At 61.2% G+C, this 15,925-nt stretch carries 13 protein-coding genes; 6 read left to right on the plus strand and 7 right to left on the minus strand.

The genetic code is table 11. From position 1 onward, the window contains the following. From CAG44_RS17420 to CAG44_RS17435, 4 genes are all read left to right on the plus strand, one after another. Positions 1 to 1,284, plus strand: a complete 1,284-nt coding sequence (locus CAG44_RS17420) for a TRAP transporter large permease (protein ID WP_085692607.1) — start codon at positions 1 to 3, stop codon at positions 1,282 to 1,284. A 197-nt stretch (positions 1,285 to 1,481) separates the two neighbouring features. Then, entirely contained in the window at positions 1,482 to 2,282 is an 801-nt protein-coding gene (locus CAG44_RS17425; RefSeq protein ID WP_025339124.1) for an SDR family NAD(P)-dependent oxidoreductase, read from the plus strand. Positions 2,283 to 2,340: 58 nt separating this feature from the next. Continuing rightward, positions 2,341 to 3,591: a CaiB/BaiF CoA-transferase family protein gene (locus CAG44_RS17430; protein ID WP_218191920.1), complete on the plus strand. Its 1,251-nt coding sequence runs from the start codon at positions 2,341 to 2,343 to the stop codon at positions 3,589 to 3,591. Between the two features lie 46 nt (positions 3,592 to 3,637). Further along, positions 3,638 to 4,561: an alpha/beta hydrolase gene (locus tag CAG44_RS17435; protein WP_085589702.1), complete on the plus strand. Its 924-nt coding sequence runs from the start codon at positions 3,638 to 3,640 to the stop codon at positions 4,559 to 4,561. A 115-nt stretch (positions 4,562 to 4,676) separates the two neighbouring features. On the opposite strand, the gene CAG44_RS17440 is transcribed toward CAG44_RS17435, so the two are convergent. Genes CAG44_RS17440 through CAG44_RS17460 form a run of 5 tightly spaced genes read right to left on the minus strand, consistent with a single transcriptional unit; the run spans position 4,677 to position 10,404 of the window. Next, complete coding sequence (locus CAG44_RS17440) at positions 4,677 to 6,161, minus strand: efflux transporter outer membrane subunit (protein WP_085692608.1); 1,485 nt, start codon at positions 6,159 to 6,161, stop codon at positions 4,677 to 4,679. Beyond that, positions 6,158 to 7,033, minus strand: a complete 876-nt coding sequence (locus CAG44_RS17445) for an HlyD family secretion protein (protein WP_085692609.1) — start codon at positions 7,031 to 7,033, stop codon at positions 6,158 to 6,160. Before CAG44_RS17445 ends, CAG44_RS17440 begins: the two co-directional genes overlap by 4 nt. After that, complete coding sequence (locus CAG44_RS17450) at positions 7,030 to 7,239, minus strand: DUF1656 domain-containing protein (protein WP_085692610.1); 210 nt, start codon at positions 7,237 to 7,239, stop codon at positions 7,030 to 7,032. Before CAG44_RS17450 ends, CAG44_RS17445 begins: the two co-directional genes overlap by 4 nt. Continuing rightward, positions 7,229 to 9,205 (minus strand): FUSC family protein, encoded by a 1,977-nt coding sequence (locus tag CAG44_RS17455; protein ID WP_158091153.1) that lies wholly within the window; start codon positions 9,203 to 9,205, stop codon positions 7,229 to 7,231. The genes CAG44_RS17450 and CAG44_RS17455 overlap by 11 nt, the downstream gene beginning before the upstream one ends. Next, positions 9,202 to 10,404, minus strand: coding sequence for an MFS transporter (locus tag CAG44_RS17460; protein ID WP_085692612.1), 1,203 nt, complete (start codon positions 10,402 to 10,404; stop codon positions 9,202 to 9,204). Before CAG44_RS17460 ends, CAG44_RS17455 begins: the two co-directional genes overlap by 4 nt. Positions 10,405 to 10,776: 372 nt before the next feature. Here CAG44_RS17460 and CAG44_RS17470 point away from each other — a divergent pair, with 372 nt between their 5' ends. Then, positions 10,777 to 12,054, plus strand: coding sequence for an acetyl-CoA hydrolase/transferase family protein (locus tag CAG44_RS17470; protein WP_085692614.1), 1,278 nt, complete (start codon positions 10,777 to 10,779; stop codon positions 12,052 to 12,054). Between the two features lie 47 nt (positions 12,055 to 12,101). Here the strand turns inward: CAG44_RS17470 and CAG44_RS17475 are convergent, their stop codons facing one another. Next, on the minus strand, positions 12,102 to 13,025 hold the full coding sequence (locus tag CAG44_RS17475; RefSeq protein ID WP_025339134.1) for a LysR family transcriptional regulator: 924 nt from the start codon (positions 13,023 to 13,025) through the stop codon (positions 12,102 to 12,104). Positions 13,026 to 13,469: 444 nt separating this feature from the next. On the opposite strand from CAG44_RS17475, the gene CAG44_RS17480 reads away from it, so the two are divergent. Beyond that, positions 13,470 to 14,747 carry an OprD family outer membrane porin gene (locus CAG44_RS17480; protein ID WP_085692663.1) on the plus strand — a complete coding sequence of 426 codons (1,278 nt, stop codon included), beginning with the start codon at positions 13,470 to 13,472 and terminating at the stop codon, positions 14,745 to 14,747. 142 nt (positions 14,748 to 14,889) lie between these two features. Here CAG44_RS17480 and CAG44_RS17485 read toward each other — a convergent pair whose 3' ends face one another. Beyond that, positions 14,890 to 15,756 carry an alpha/beta hydrolase gene (locus CAG44_RS17485; protein ID WP_085692615.1) on the minus strand — a complete coding sequence of 289 codons (867 nt, stop codon included), beginning with the start codon at positions 15,754 to 15,756 and terminating at the stop codon, positions 14,890 to 14,892. Positions 15,757 to 15,925 lie beyond the last annotated feature (169 nt).

A 15,925-nucleotide genomic window follows, 5' to 3' on the forward strand; every position in this document is an offset into this window, starting at 1 on the left:
ATGATTGCCGCTGCTTTTTTCATTGCCCTGTTGCTGCTGATCTCCCTGGGTTCCCCCATCGGCTTTGCCATGGCGATCGTGGGTGGCCTTGGGCTTCTGTGGGCCGGGGGTACGGATGCGTTGCTCATCATGCTCGGCTCGATGCCACGCGAATCGGCAGTAGTCTACGAGTTCGTGACCATACCCATGTTCCTGCTGATGGCTGAGTTCGTGCTCCGCTCCGGCGTGACCGACGACCTGTTCAAGGTCGGCGCAGCCTGGTTCGGTCGCATTCCCGGCGGGCTCGGTATTGCAACGGCCTTTTCCGGGGCAGGTTTCGGAGCGATCTGCGGCTCTTCTTCCGCGGCTGCGGCGACCCTGTCGGCCACGTCCCTGCCAGCAATGCTCAAGCACGGCTATGAGCCGCGCCTGGCTGGTGGCTGCGTGGCGATTTCCGGGACCCTGGCGATGCTGATCCCTCCCAGCATCGCGATGGTGGTCTATGGCCTGATTGCCGACGTGAACATCGGTAGGCTGCTGATGGCAGGGGTAGTGCCCGGCATCCTGGTGACCCTGACGATCGTCATCACGGTCTATAGCCTGGTCAAGCTCGACCCCTCGCGCGCACCGTTGTCGGAACCGGTCGCCCTGACCGAGAAACTGCGCCTGCTCAAGAGCGTCCTGCCAGTGTTGCTTCTGTTCGCCGCGATCACTGGGGTCATCTACACCGGCATCGCAACACCCACCGAAGCCTCCGCGCTTGGCGCATTGCTCGCTGGCGTGCTGTATGTCGCCCGTGGTCGCGCGTCCCTGCCCGATCTGCAAGGGCTGGTCGGACGGGCGGCGCGAACGTCCTGCATGTTCGCCATCATCATCCTGGGCGCGAAGCTGTTCGCCATGGTGTTCGCACTAACCCACGTCACCCAGGACCTGATTGCCTGGGTGGGCGCACTGGACGTGTCCCCCTGGACCATCATGCTCGGGCTGGTGCTCCTGTACCTGGTGCTGGGCTTTTTCATGGACCAGATGGCCATCCTGGTGCTCACCGTGCCCATCGTCGCGCCGTTGGTGTCCTCGCTAGGCTTCGACCTGGTCTGGTTCGGCATCATCATGATCGTCGTCGCCGAAATCGGCATGGTCACCCCGCCGGTGGGCCTGAACTGCTTCATCGTGTCCAAGTACTCGAAGACACCGGTATCGCAGATATTCAGAGGGTCGTTCCCTTATGTGATCACCCAATTGGTCGCCATCGCGATTCTCCTGGCCTTCCCTCAGCTGACGCTCTGGCTACCGCAAAACATGTAAGCGCACAGGTGCGGCGAAAGGCTTTCGCCGCACCTGTTTCACCCCAAGGCGCAACTTCAATACGACCGAATCAGGGCTTCGTAAAGCACAAGTTGGATCGGGCCGTGTCGGCGCCTACCCTTGGGTTTGATATTCATCAAACCTGCGTGGTGCGTGGCACCGCCAGTTTCTACCATGCAGTCAGGAGCTTTGGAGCAATGAACAATCTCGAAGGTAAGGTCGCCATCGTTACCGGTGGCACGGGTGGTATTGGTAAAGGTGTGGCGTTGCAACTCGCCGCCCGTGGTGCCCGAGTGGTTATCAATGGCCGGGACGAAAAGAAGGCCCAGGCCGTGCTCGAGCAAATCCGCGCCCTGGGCGGCGAAGGCTGCTTCGTTGCAGGCGACGTGCGCTCGAAAAGCGACATGCAGGCCGTGGCTGCTGAGGCGGCGCGCCGCTTCGGGGGAATAGACATCGTGGTGCCTAACGCCGGGGGCAACGACGATGAGGCCCGGCAACCACAAGTACGTGGCCCCTTTGCCGACATCGACCTCGAACGGGTGACCCAGTTCGTGGCGCAAGCCGTGGCGGCGAAGCTGCTCGTGGTGCAGGCCGCGGTGCCTTACCTGCGCCAGCGCGGCGGCGGCAGCATTGTATTCGTCACCTCCGAAGGCGGCAGGTCGCCTACCCCTGGGCAGACCGCCATCTCCACGTTCTCCGGCGGCCTGATCATGGCCAGCAAAGTGCTGTCCAAAGAGCTTGCCAGGGACAAGATCCGGGTCAACTGCGTGTGTGTCACCGTGGTACGTGACACACCGTCGTGGGACGCCGCCTGGGGCCAGGAAGGCGGTGTTTCCGAACACCACCGCAAGCAGTACGAAAAGATCGTGGCCAGCAGCCCATTCGGCGTCGCAGCGCCCGGTGACATCGGGGGCGTCGTGGCCTTCCTGGCCTCCGACGATGCCGCCTACCTCACAGGTGCCACGGTCAGCCCCACCGGAGGCCTGACCATTCATTGAGCCGCCTGGCTTACCCGGCAGCGGACTGACGCAATTACAAGAACAGGAGCAATGCGGTATGTCGAATCAATGTGCCACTGATCATCCCCAGATCGACCACACCAAACTGGTCGGCCCTTTGACCGGTGTGCGAGTACTGGACCTCACCTCGAACTTCATGGGGCCGTATGCATCCCTCCTACTGGGAGACATGGGCGCGGATATCTGCAAGATCGAGGCGCCTGAAGGCGATACCACCCGCAACGTCGGCCCCAGTCGCAACAAGGGCATGGCGGCGATCTTCCTGCACCTGAACCGCAACAAGCGCAGCCTGGTGCTGAACCTCAAAACGCCTAGCGGCCTCGCAGCGCTCAAACGCATGATCGCCACGGCAGATGTCCTGCTTTTTAGCCTGCGCCCTAATGCGATGGCTCGGCTCGGTCTCTCCTACGAGCAGGTCCAGGCGATCAACCCGCGGATCATCTACTGCGGTGCTTTCGGTTTTGGACAGCGCGGCCCCTACGCCGAGCGTCCGGCGTATGACAACCTGATCCAGGCCGCCGTTGGCGTGCCGATGGTACAAAGCCGCAAGACCGATGGCCCACCCAGCTATGTGGGTACGGCAATCGCGGATCGCATCGTTGGCATGGCCACCAGCAATGCCATCCTGGCGGCCCTGCACTACCGAGGGCAAACTGGCCAGGGCCAGTCGGTGTCGGTGCCCATGTTCGAAACCTTCGCCCACTTCGTGATGGGCGACCACATGTATGGCCATACATTCGTGCCTGCGCTGGGCGACTGGGGCTATGCACGCATGACCAGCCCTGAACGGCGTCCCTTCCCCACCTTGGATGGCTACCTGAGTGTGGAGATCTATACTGATCGCCACTGGCAACGGCTGTTCGAAGCCGTGGGCCGTCCGGAAATGGCCCTAGATGCGCGTTATCGTGACGTCCACAGCCGGGCGCTGCACATGAGTGAGCTGTACGAGTTCCTTTCGCACACCTTCGAGACCCGAACCAGTGCCGAGTGGGTAAAACTGCTGATCGAAGCGGATATCTGTGTGATGCAGATGAACACGCCTGAGTCACTGCTCGACGATGAGCACATGAAGGCCGTGAGCTTCTTCGAAGAGCAGGACCATCCAAGCGAAGGACGCATTCGCACCATTGGCCTAGCTCACGAATGGAGTGCCACTCCCGGCGCGTTGCGTTTTCCCGCACCGCGCCTGGGCGAACACACCACCGAGCTGCTGCACGAATATGGCTTCGCCCAGGACGAAGTGGCAGCCGTATTGGAGTCAGGCGGGGCACTGGCAGCTGCCGACTGAAAGCTCATGCCGTATTCACTGATCACACGCTACGAGGTGAATGACCATGGAAACTGTGCAAATCCCCAACCTAAACTGGAACATCGTCGCCGACCTCCACTTCCCGCCTGACTTCGATGCCAAGAAGAAGTATCCCGCCATCATCAGTGCCCACCCCATCGGCAGTTGCAAGGAGCAAACGTCCGGCAACGTCTATGGCACAGCGCTCGCCAAGGAAGGGTTCGTGGTCATTGCCTTCGACGCCAGCTTCCAGGGCGCCAGCGGCGGTGAGCCGCGCTTCATCGAAGACCCAAGCCACCGTGTCGAAGATTTCCGGGTGGTAGCCGACTACCTGACAACCCTGACCTATGTGGACGAGCAACGCATTGGCGTACTCGGCCTCTGTGGCGGAGGCGGCTACTCGATCAATGCTGCGATGACCGAACGGCGCATCAAGGCCGTGGCCACTGTCACCGGTGTGAACTATGGCCGTCTGATGCGTGAAGGATTCAGTGGCTTCAACCCCATCGCCCTACTCGAATCCATCGCCCAGCAGCGCACTGCAGAAGCCCGTGGCGCCGAACGCCGGGTGGATGACCTGCTGCCGCCTTCTCCAGAAGAAGCCAAACGCGTGGGCGCGACTGAAATCGACGTATACGAAGCCACCGAGTACTACCGCACCCCACGCGGGCAGAAGCCCAATGGTTTGAACCGTTCACTGCTCTCGCATCAGGGCAATGCAGTGGGCTGGGATGCTTTCCACCTTGCCGAAGTGTTGCTGACCCAGCCGTTGATGGTGGTGGTAGGTGACAAGGTCGGTGCATTCGGTGCCTACCGCGACGGCTGCGAGATCATCGGTCGTGCGGCTTCGAAGACCAAGGAACTGGTGGTGGTCGCAGGCTGGTCGCACTACGATCTCTATGACAAGCCCGAGCCTGTGCGCCAAGCCTTGGCCAAGCTGGTGCCTTTCTTTAAAGAGCACTTGTCCTGAGGCGATCGGCAAGGCACGTGCCGAACTCAGCAAGCCCGCGGCAGCCAGACCAGCGTAAAGAGAGACGGCACCACAGAGTGCCGTCTCTCTTTACGCTCACAAATGCCTGTCAAAATCAGGGTGTTGTTGAATTTTTTCGTAGAGAAGCGCGAGCGGCTGTCGGCGAAGACGCAGTAACGGACGAGGGATATGCCGACACTGCAGCGCGCCATCCCCCACCCAGGGCTCGGAACAAATCCACTTGATCAAGCGCCACCTGTGCATCGGATGCCGCCAGCTCTGCCTCGGCTGTCGCCAGCGTGCGATTGGCATCGAGACTGGACAGGTACGGCGACTGCCCCGCCCGGTACAGACGGTCTTCGTCCACGGCCGCGCCTTTGGCATGGTCGCGCGCATCCTGCAGGTCAGCGTTGCGAACCAGCGCCCTCGAGTAATTGGTCAACGCTGTTTCGGTTTCACGCAATGCACCCAGCACCACACCGTCAAAATTCGCCAGCGCCGCTTCGCTGTCAGCTTCAGCGGCCTTGACGCGGGCACGAGCGCCACTGTCGGGTATCGTCCAGCTCAGCAGCGGGCCGAAAGCGAAATGCGATGCCGACTGTTCGGCAAGGTCGCCGAATCGCCCGGCCAGCCCCGCCGATGCTCCAAGTCGGATGTCCGGATACAAATCTGCCATGGCCACGCCGATACGCGCGGTAGCGGCAGCCAGCTGGCGCTCGGCCTGGCGAACATCCGGGCGCCGGCGAAGCAGCGCCGCACCATCCCCCGCGGGAATAGGCTGGGCCAGACGTGGCTCTCGCGAGCAGGTTGGCCGCTGATTGGAGAATTGTGCTGAGGTCTTGCCCTGCAGCGCAGCAAGGCGGTACGCGGCCCCATCACGGGCTGCCTCGAACGGCGGCAGGTTTGCACGCAGGCTGGCCAGCTGGGTACGCGCCCGGTCAACATCGCTCTTGCTACCACTGCCCACCGCCGCCAAGCGTTCAACCACATCCACACTACGCGCCTGCAGCGCCAACTGCTGCCGTGCCACGGCCAGCTGATGCGTCGCCGAGCAGCCCTGAACATAGGCACTCAGGGTCTGCGCCACAACTGCAGTGCGCGCCAGCTCCAGCGCCGCCAAGGCACTGTCGCTGTCGGCACGGGCCGCCTGCTCGGCACGCGCCAGCTTGCCAAACAGGTCCAGGTCGTAACTGATCGCCAAACCCACACCCGCGTCGTTCACCACACCTGGGCGCACGCCAAGCGGTGAGGATTCGAGTGCATCCTGGTGACGACGTGCATCGGCTTCGACGCTGGCGCGTGGATGGCTGTCAGCGGCCACCGAGGCTTCCACCGCCAGGGCTTTGCGCAAATGGGCAGTGGCGACCCGAAGGTCGGTATTGGCTGCCAACACCTCGCGCACCAGCTGCTCGACTTCGGGATCATCGTAAAGCCGCCAATGCTCCGGCACCGCTTGATCCCGCGCCCCTGGCGCCTGGAATGGCCCATTGGCTGCCTCTGTGCGTACCAAAGCAGTATCGGGCACCCTGTAATCTGGCCCTACAAGACTACAGCCGCCCAGAGCCACAGCGACGACAATGGCAAGAATCTCAGGCTTCATCGGGCCAGCTCCTGTCGCACAGACACAGTAGCGGTGCGCCCGGCCACCATGCGCAGATCGCCAGGTACGTCATCCAGCGCTACCCGTACCGGCACACGCTGGGCCAAACGCACCCAGTTGAAAGCCGGGTTCACATTAGGCAAGAGCGCCTCGCCCGAACTACGGTCACGGTCATCGATACCAGCAGCCACGCTCTGTACGTGGCCGTGCAGCAAACCATTGCTGCCCATCAGGCGTATTTCCACTGGCTGGCCGATATGCAAACGCTCCAGCTTGGTTTCTTCGAAGTAGCCAACCACATGCAGCGAGTGTTCATCGACAATCGAAAGCACTGGGCGCCCGGTGGTGATGTAGTCACCGCTACGCGGTACTTGATCATTGACATAACCATCCACCGGGCTACGCACTTCGGTGCGGAGCAGGTCCACCTGTGCCAGGGTCAATGCCGCTTCGGCTGCGGCCAGCGCGGCCTGGGCCCGCTCGACCCGGGTATCGCCCTCCTCCAGTTGCTGACGCGCCACCAGGTCGGACACCACATGGTTGCGTCGCGCCTGCCGTTGCGCCTGGCCCAAGTTCGCTCGTGCCTGCATCAGGTTTGCCTGCGCCTGTTTCACCAAGGCCTCGTAACGGCTGCGATCGATCGTAAACAGCAACTGCCCGCGCTTGACCAATTGGTTGTCTTCGACCGCCACCTGGGTGATCAAACCCGAAACGTCCGGCGCCACCTGCACCACCTCGGCTCGCACGCGACCGTCGCGTGTCCAGGGGGAGTTGCTGTAGTAGTCCCATAAATGGACCGCCACCGGGATGGCGATGACCGCCAGCAGCAGCGACGGGATGAAGGGGAGCAGGTCATGAAGCTTGCGGGTCATACGGGCCAATCCGATACCAGGAAAGTGGCAAAGCCAAGAACGATCACGTACAAGGCCAGGTTGAAGAGAAAGGGATGCCACAGCCGTCGATACAGCCCCAACCGGCCCAAGGCCACTCGCAATAACGTACTCACGAGATAGGCAATCGCCAGCATTGGCAGAAGGCTGGGCAGATAGACACCGTACAGGTCGACCTCACCTAACATGGACGAGCGCTCCAGAGAAATCCGGGGCGGGTGCTTCGGGGTAGCAGATGAGGCGAAGTTCCACCAGTGCGCTGCTGGCGTCCTGCATCGCAATGGCAGTGCCCGCCAGCACTTGGCCCAAGGCCTGATCGATAAGCATCAGCAGGCGACTGTCGAAGGAGCTCAGCCCCCCATTCTCGGCGCAGATCAGGAAGAATCGTCCAAGTCCGTCCAGCAGTTCCTCGACGATTCTGCGAGCAGTGCCATCGATCGAGGGCAGTTGTTTGCGCAGGTGCAACAAGGCCAGCCCCAGGCGCACTTCGGCCATGCCATCGATGCCCGGTTGGCGGGGCCAAGTCAGTTCCTGGCGATCATGCAACCGCGCGGTGAGGCGCGGGTAGTCGTCGCCACCACACAGTGCCAATTGGGCCAGCGCCCTGAAGCTGGATTGGCGCAGCCGTGCCAAGGTTATTTCACGACCGAAGGGCCGAATCAGCATCGTCCACAACAAGGCCACCAGGGCACCACCGATACTGGCCAGGCACCCCTCCAGGAACCCAGCGAAATCAGCCTGATATGCGCCGTGCAGCCCGAGCGTGCTGCCGGTAAAGACAATCATCAGCATCGCTTCAGTGCTGAACTGCGGACGCAGGATCAGTATCCCGAATGCCAGGCACGGCAGCAGGAAACATGCCACCAAAGCCTCGAACGTCTCCACCTGAGGCAACACCACGAACAACAGCAGACCACCCAGCACACTGCTGGCCAGGTTCACCGCGAGAAAACGCAACATTCTCGGTGCAGGTTCGTCCAGTGCGCAGAACAGTGCACAAGCCACGATACCCAGCACCATGGCATTGGCCCCTGCCGTCCAGCCAGAGATCAGCCAGAGCAGGCCACAGAGGACAATGCCCAGGGCGACCGAACTGGCATAGAACAGCACCAAACCATGGTCCAGGTGATGAGCGCTCCCAGCCAAGCGGTCATGGGGATACAGCAAGGGTCTGCCTTCCAGGCTCACATCGGCCAGGCGGTCACGCAACTGCTGACAGTCATCGTTGAGTGCATGGAGATGGGCCAAGCGCCGACGTGTTACCCACGCCAGGATCCCTGGCCAACTCTGCCCTGGAGAATCACCGGAAAGATCAACGACTGCCTCTGAGGTTGTGGCGCCAGTCAATTGCGCAGCCACTTGGCTGAACTGCATCTGCAATAGCGGATCGAGGCCACCCTCTCGCTGCAGTGCCTGGCGCATCGCCGCCAGGGATGACAGCAGTGGCAGTAGGCGACGCATCCGTGCGCGCAACTGCAACATCAGCGGTACGGCGTGCCGGTGAGGGCTATCGAAACCCAGATGGGTAGTCAATTGCTCCAGCGTCGACAGCTCCACGACCAACTGATGTCGGCTGCCCGAACCCGCCTGCCCTGTCATCAGTTCTTGTGCCCACATGGCCAGGTGGTCGAACCACTGCGCAAGACGCTTGCGGATCACCGGACTGGCTCGCTGCACCAGGGCAACGCCAGCAACCAGGTTGGCGCAAAAGATACCAACCAGGATTTCCTCGGTTCTGGCCAGCGCGATGTCGAACACCAACTGGGGGGCATGCACGGAGGGAAAGACGATCAGCGGCAAGGTATAGGCAGGTAGGCGAAACAGGTACGTGCGAGGGCTGCGATCGAGCATCGAAAAAAACAGGAACATCCCCGACCATAGCGCTACAGCGAGGATCAAAAACACCGGTTGGGCGCTCAGCGGCGGAACCAGCAGCAGGGCTCCGGCCGCCCCGGTCAAGGTCCCGCCGATACGATAGAGAGTCTTCGAGCGCATCGCGCCGAGCAGCGGTTGTGAGACGATGTAAACCGTGCCCATAGCCCAGATCGGATTGGCCAATGAGAGGTCAAGCGCAATGTACAAAGCCAGCATCGAGGCAATGAACGTACGCAGGGAAAACCACAGATCCTCTCGGCTCGGCAAGCGAAGCATCATGATTCGCCATCCCTGATGGAGCCGACCATGATCCAGACAGCACTCGCCATGATGATCAAGGCCCATACCCACACCATGGAAGCCACGCCCAGGCCAGTTGCCGCCACACCGATGATCATGGGGAAAACGGTCTGCAGGAGGTTGTTGACGGACATCGAGATCCCAAGCGCTTCGTTCACCCTACCCGCCGGCGCCACGTCGTAGATCAGAGCCAGTGACACAGGTGCGCCAACGCCCAAGGGTAACCCCAAGACTCCACTTAGCGTGATCAGGGAAGTCGTGTGATGCGCTAACGGTATGACGGCATAGACCCCTGCTGCTGCGATCAACGCCAGGATCAATATCATATTTGGGCTGACGCGTTTGATCAGCAGCGGTGTGAAGAACCTCGAAGTCAAGGTGCCAAAGGCAAATGCGCCCAGCATCCAGCCAGCCTGCGAAGCGGGGAGACCGATTTGCGCGGCATGCATAGAAAGGATGAAGGGAAACAGCGTCTGGTTCGCGGTGAAGACACTGCTGATGACGATCCACAGGCGCAGGTCACCGATCCCCAGCAGGTCGTAGGATTTGCGAGGGGCGCTGGCATTGGCGGCACCTTGCCTTTCGCGCGTGTAGAAATGAGGCAGCTTACGGATACCAACGATCGAAAGGACTGCGAACAGCCCCAGCACGCCAATGGCCAGGGTAGCGCCGTAATGCTCGAAGGCGTGCGTCGTGAGCACGGGTCCGAAGAAATTGAACAGCGAATAGCTGAGTACTAAATAACCCAGAGACTTCGCACGCTCGGTATGTTCGACCCCAAGCCCGACTGCGCGTGTCGCAGCCATGTGCGTGAATACACCGGCGGTCCCGATCAACCCGGCAACGGCCAACAAGCTGTATTGGCTTGGCATGACGCCATACAGCAAGGCGGCTAGGACAATCATCGTGGCCGAAAGCATGACAGCCGGCAGGGTTCCAGTACGATCCATCCACCGCCCGAACGGCACACTCAGCAACATCGGCGCCGCGGTGAACAATGCTGCAGCCACCCCGATCAAGAGGCTACTGGCCCCCAATGATAAGGCGATCAGCGGAATGAGCAGGCGGGACGACCCCAACGCCGCCATGATGAAACCAGAAACCAGGAACGTCCCTGCAAGCCTGGACGACTTGGCCTGTTCAAACAGAGGTGACTGCTCGTTGTCTATCGTGCGCATCAACACCCCCCTCCCGCGTGGTCATGCAAAGACCTGCGCACTGCTGCATTAATAGGGGGGTTGGGGAACTGCATGGGCATACCGTTGAACATCGATGTGAAAACCACCTTGTTCTGGAGAGCCCAGTGCGCAAGGCAATTTATGGAGAGGGAGGCGAGTTCGATGCTGGAGGTAGCCATCACTTTATTCAATACGTGAATTTCAAAGCGCCAGTTCGATCAGATCGAACTACTGCCAAGGCCATCCTTCTTGCGCCGATACGATGTTCAATTCGTCGGCGGTGAAGCTGCGCTTGCGAAATATTCATTTGTTCCACGCTCCAGCAAGACCAAACATCAGGCTGACGACAGGTCCAGACATTCCGACGCCCCTATGAATACACCACACCTTGCACCGCTCGACGCCCAGGCACCCGACCTGACTTCATTGATCCGGTCCGGCGATACCATCATGTGGGGACAAGCCAACGCGGAGCCCCTGACCTTGATCCAGGCGTTGGTGAATCAGCGCCACGCGATAGGCCGCGTACGCGTATTCCTCGGTATCGGGCAGAACAGCCTGCTCGAACCTGGGCATGCCGACGCCATCGACTTTCTGGCCTACTGCGCTACAGGCTCCAACCGCAAGCTGGCCCAAGCGGGTCTGTTGGATATTCTCCCCGCCCACTATTCTCAATTCCCACGCCTGATCGAACAGAAGGCACTGCGCATCGATGTCCTGATGCTTCAGGTACCGCCCCCCGATGCGCTGGGCCGTTACAGCCTGGGCATGGCACGGGAGTATCTGGTTCCGGCACTCAAATCGGCGCGAGTGGTTCTGGCAGAGGTCAACCCGTCCATCCCCTGGACATATGGCGGTCCCTACCTGCAGGAAGACGACTTTGACTTGTTGGTCCCCTGCGCAGTCCAGTCACTCACCCCCTCCGCCTCCTCCCCTGGCCCCATCGAGGTCGCGATCGGTCGCCACGTCGCGAGCTTCGTCGAAGACGGTGCGACCTTGCAGACCGGTATAGGCAATATTCCCGATGCTGTGCTGGCGCAATTGCACGACCGGCGAGAGCTTGGCGTGCATTCCGGCGCGATTGGCGACGGCATCGCTGGGTTGGCGATGGCGGGCATTATCACCAATGGTTGCAAGAGCATCGATGTCGATGTGTCCATTGGTGGTGTACTGATCGGCGGCGAGTTGGTGCGCCGCTACGCCCATTTGAACCGTGCGTTGGAGCTGCGCGGCACGGACTACACGCACAACCCACAGGTGCTGGGGAAGATCGACCGGTTTGTGGCGATCAATTCGGCCATCGAGGTCGACCTCAGCGGCCAGGTGAACTCGGAAGTGGCTGGAGGTCGGTACCTGGGCGGGGTTGGCGGCATCGTCGATTTTATTCGCGCAGCCCAGTCAAGCCGCGGCGGCGTGCCGATCATCGCCCTACCCTCCACGGCAGGTAGCCAGAGCCGAATCGTCACTGCGCTGTCGGGGCCTGTCACGGTGCCTCGTAGCGATGGCTGCGTCATCATCACCGAGCATGGCGTCGCCGACCTGCGTGGACTCTCACTCGCCCAGCGGGCAGCCAGGCTCATCGCAGTGGCGGCGCCGGAACACCGCGAAGCACTCGAACGCCAAGTACATGCTGGAAATCTACAAAGCTAGCAATCACGAGGACTGGCCGTGGACAGCAGTGTCCACGGCCAGACAGGTCAACCTTCTACAGCCCCTGAAGTACCTGCCAGGTACTCCAACAGCGTACGAGCGGCTGGGCTCGGCAAACGCCCGTGAGGCGTCGCAATCGAGATGATGCGCTTGGCCCAAGGCTCAGCGAGGTCGAGCACCGCGATGGTGTCGAGCATGTCCCGGCTGACATGACACTCTGGCTGTACCGTCACGCCGAACCCCGCCTGCACCAGGCTGATCGCAACCCCGGTGCTGCGCACATTGAAACGGGGCTGGAACTCCTGGCCCAACCGTTTTGCCGCTACCCGGAACGCCGGCATCATGGCTTTCACCGCGACGATGTTTTCCGGCGCCAGGTCTTCGAAGGTCACACTCTGCCGGCCCGCGAGCGGGTGCTCCCGAGGTACGATGGCTACCATCCGGTCCTTGCGATAAGGGGTGACGTCGACACCACTCAGGTCGATTTCGTGGGCCATTGCAAAGACGCCCACATCAGCCTCACCGTGCGCCACCGTACGCACGATCTCCGCATTTTCCACCTCACTCAGCTGCAGCTCGATCAGGGGATAGTCGTGTGCATAGTTGCCTAGCTCACGCGCTAGGAATGGCGCAATGATCGAACGAGCCGAAGCGACATGGACCTCGCCACGAACCCCTTCGGTGAAGGAGGAAATCTCCGCTCGCATGTCGTCCAACTGGCCGAAGATCGAGCGCAGGTAGCGCACCAGCACCGCCCCGGCCGGGCTTGGCTGCACGCCCTTGGGGTTGCGCTCCAGAAGCTTTACGCCAGCGATCTCCTCAAGGTCTTGGATGCGCTTGGTCGCGGTCGAGGCCGCGATGTTCTCGCGAATAGCCGCAAGCCCGATCTGCTGCTCTTCGACAGCAGACAGGAACAGCTTCAAGGTAAACAGATCTACCTGGCGGATGAGGTGCATCTTGTTGAAAGTCATAGGCGCTCTGAAGGTGTCTGTGTCGTCTTGTCTTTATTGATCGGCGACGGCTGGAACCTGTCGTCCAGCCGTCCTCCTGCACTGCTTCACGCTACGACTGACTATACCCCTTCGCTCGTTATATCGCTTGCCTATTACTGCTCCATGCAAACCCGCCCCTTCCTTCGCCAAGCCCCTGACCACGCGGCTTTTAGACCGCTTCAGCCACGCTGAATCAGCGCTTCAGGAATGGTCACTTGAGCGACCATCCCAGCCCTTCAATAGTTACTCCACGGACCGGCCCCGGCGTGCATGCGCCTGGCCAAGAGCGCCATGTCCGTTATTCGAGAAGCCCGCTGATCGTCGTCGGCAAAGTCATTGCCGACGCGGGTACGCGTTCACCTAAAAAAATAAGAAGAGGGTTGTAGTGTGGCCGAATCAAAGTTGTATCCGCTCGTCCTGATCATGGCGTTGAGCCCAATCGTCCCGATGACCGCCCGTGCCGACTTCGTGGCTGACAGCAGGCTGAACCTGGGCTTTCGAACGCTCTATTACAATAATGATTTTCGCGATAACACCAGTGGCCCCTCCAAGACCGCTGAATTGGCACAAGGCTTCAAGCTCGACTACCAGTCCGGCTATACAGATGGCCCGATTGGTGTGGGCGTCAATGCCCTCGGTCTGCTGGGTGTGACGCTCGACAGCGGTAGAGGGCGCCACCAGGGCAGTTCCATGATCCCTTCGGACGGCGATCACCCGGCGGACGAATGGAGCAGGCTTGGCCTGACCTTCAAGGCCAGGGCATCCAAGACGGAGTTGCTGGCCGGTTCGTTGTACCCCAAGCTGCCCATCCTGGTCGCCAACGACGGTCGCTTGCTGCAACAGCTCTTTCAGGGCGCGATGGTCACCTCGAACGAATTCGATGGGCTAACCCTGGTCGCTGGCAAGTTGAACAAGGTAACGGGGCGCGGCTCGAGCGATCGTACCGGGCTGGCCGTTGGCGGCGGACGTGAGCAGAGCGACAGTTTCACTTTCGCGGGGGCCGACTACACGCTGGGGAGCAACCTTCTGCTGCAGTATTACCATGCCTCGCTGAAGGACTATTACCGCCAGGATTTCCTGGGGGCGGTGCATACGCTACCCATTGGCGAAACGCAGAAGCTCAAGACCGATCTCCGGTATTTCCGCAGTCGGGCGCAAGGAGCTAACGCCTCGGGTGATGCGGGCTATCAGGTGGCGGGCTTCACCCAAGGCGGCGATGGCGAAATCGACAACGATACCTGGAGCGCCACCTTCACCTATACCGTCAACGGGCACAGCTTGCTGGCCGGCTACCAGAAGGTCTCAGACAACAGTGCCTTCGTCCAACCGAACCAGGCCAGCTTGAGCGATGGCGTCGAGGCAGCTGGCTCCAGCACCTACCTCTACACCGACCGGCTCGCCTCCAACTTCACCCGCGCAGGTCAGGCCACACGATACGTGCAGTACGCCTATGATTTTGCCGCTGCCGGTGTGCCTGGCCTGAACGCGTCGATCATGTACCTGGATTCCGACTCCATCAAGACGGCCAGCGGCAGTAACCAGCGGGAGTGGGAACGTGACTTGTCACTGGGCTACATCATCCAGAGCGGCCCGCTCAAAGGCCTGGGATTCGTCTGGCTCAATGCTCTGCTGCACAGCGAGGCGGTGCCGAACCAGGACCAGAATCGATTGCTGGTAACCTACACCTTGTCGTTGTTCTAAATCCCCCCGGGCAGCGGCCTTATATCGCGGAAGGGCTGCACAGCGGCCCTCAGGTCTTGAAGTCGGCATAACCACTACCAGGGCTGCTGCGCAGCCCTTTCGCGACAAAAGCCGTTACAGCGAGGGCGTCAAGCCAATCAGCTCAGCGCTCGATCTGGCGGATGAAATCGATCGCTACTTGGCCAAAGGCATCGTTGTCGTCACCCGTCAGCATATGCCCCGCGCCAGCCACTTCGATATTCCGGGCTTGAGGGCACAGCGCCAGAAATTCGCTGACCGCCTCACGCGTCAGCACATCGGAATGCTCGCCACGCACCACCAGCGTCGGCACATCGAGGCGACGCGCGCATTGGCCAAGCCGTGCAGCCCGCTCGGCCAAGTCGCCCCGGACATCGAGAAAACGCGGATCCCAGTGCCAATAGAGGCGGCCATCGGCGGCGCGGCGCAAGTTCTTGCCCAGCCCGGCTGTGCTGCCCTGACGCCGCACGTCCCCCCGATATTGCGCGATAGCGTCGGCTGCCTCATCGAGCGAGACGAAACCCTCGGCATGGCGCGTCATGAAATCACGCACCCGCCCAACACCACCTCCGGACGAAAGATGCGCGACATCGGCCAATATCAATGCTGCCGCATCCACCACACCACCGCCTACAGCCTGCAGGCTGGTCATGCCGCCCATCGAGGCGCCGATCAACACGGGACGCCCGGCAAGAGTGCGGATCACGCAGGCAAGATCCTGAGCCATGGCCACCTCGCCATAATCACCATCTGCCACCCAACTCGAGTCGCCATGGCCGCGAGCGTCGTAGGCCACCGCATGAAAACCCGCTCGTGCCAAGCTGCGGGCAGTGTGCCGCCACGAATGCCTGGTCTGCCCGCCCCCGTGCAATAGCACCACAGGCCGTGCCAAAGGGTCGCCCCAGCTATCGCCGCACAGACGATTGCCATGAGCGCCGGTCCAGGTGTGCATTGGGAGGGGCGTACCGGGAAGCGAGGTTCGTGGATTCATGTAGGAAGTACCAAGACAAGGCGCCAGGTGGACGGTACTGCCGACAACAAGCGACCTTGCGCGGCGCCCACGCCCGTCGCGGTCTTCAGTATCGCGATGAACGTCATCTTCAGGACTCCACCAGGCACCTCCAAGTCATGATTTTCGAAGCGCCACTTCAGGATTCGTC

Source organism: Pseudomonas sp. B13(2017), assembly GCF_002113245.1.
GTDB lineage: Bacteria > Pseudomonadota > Gammaproteobacteria > Pseudomonadales > Pseudomonadaceae > Aquipseudomonas > Aquipseudomonas putida_Z.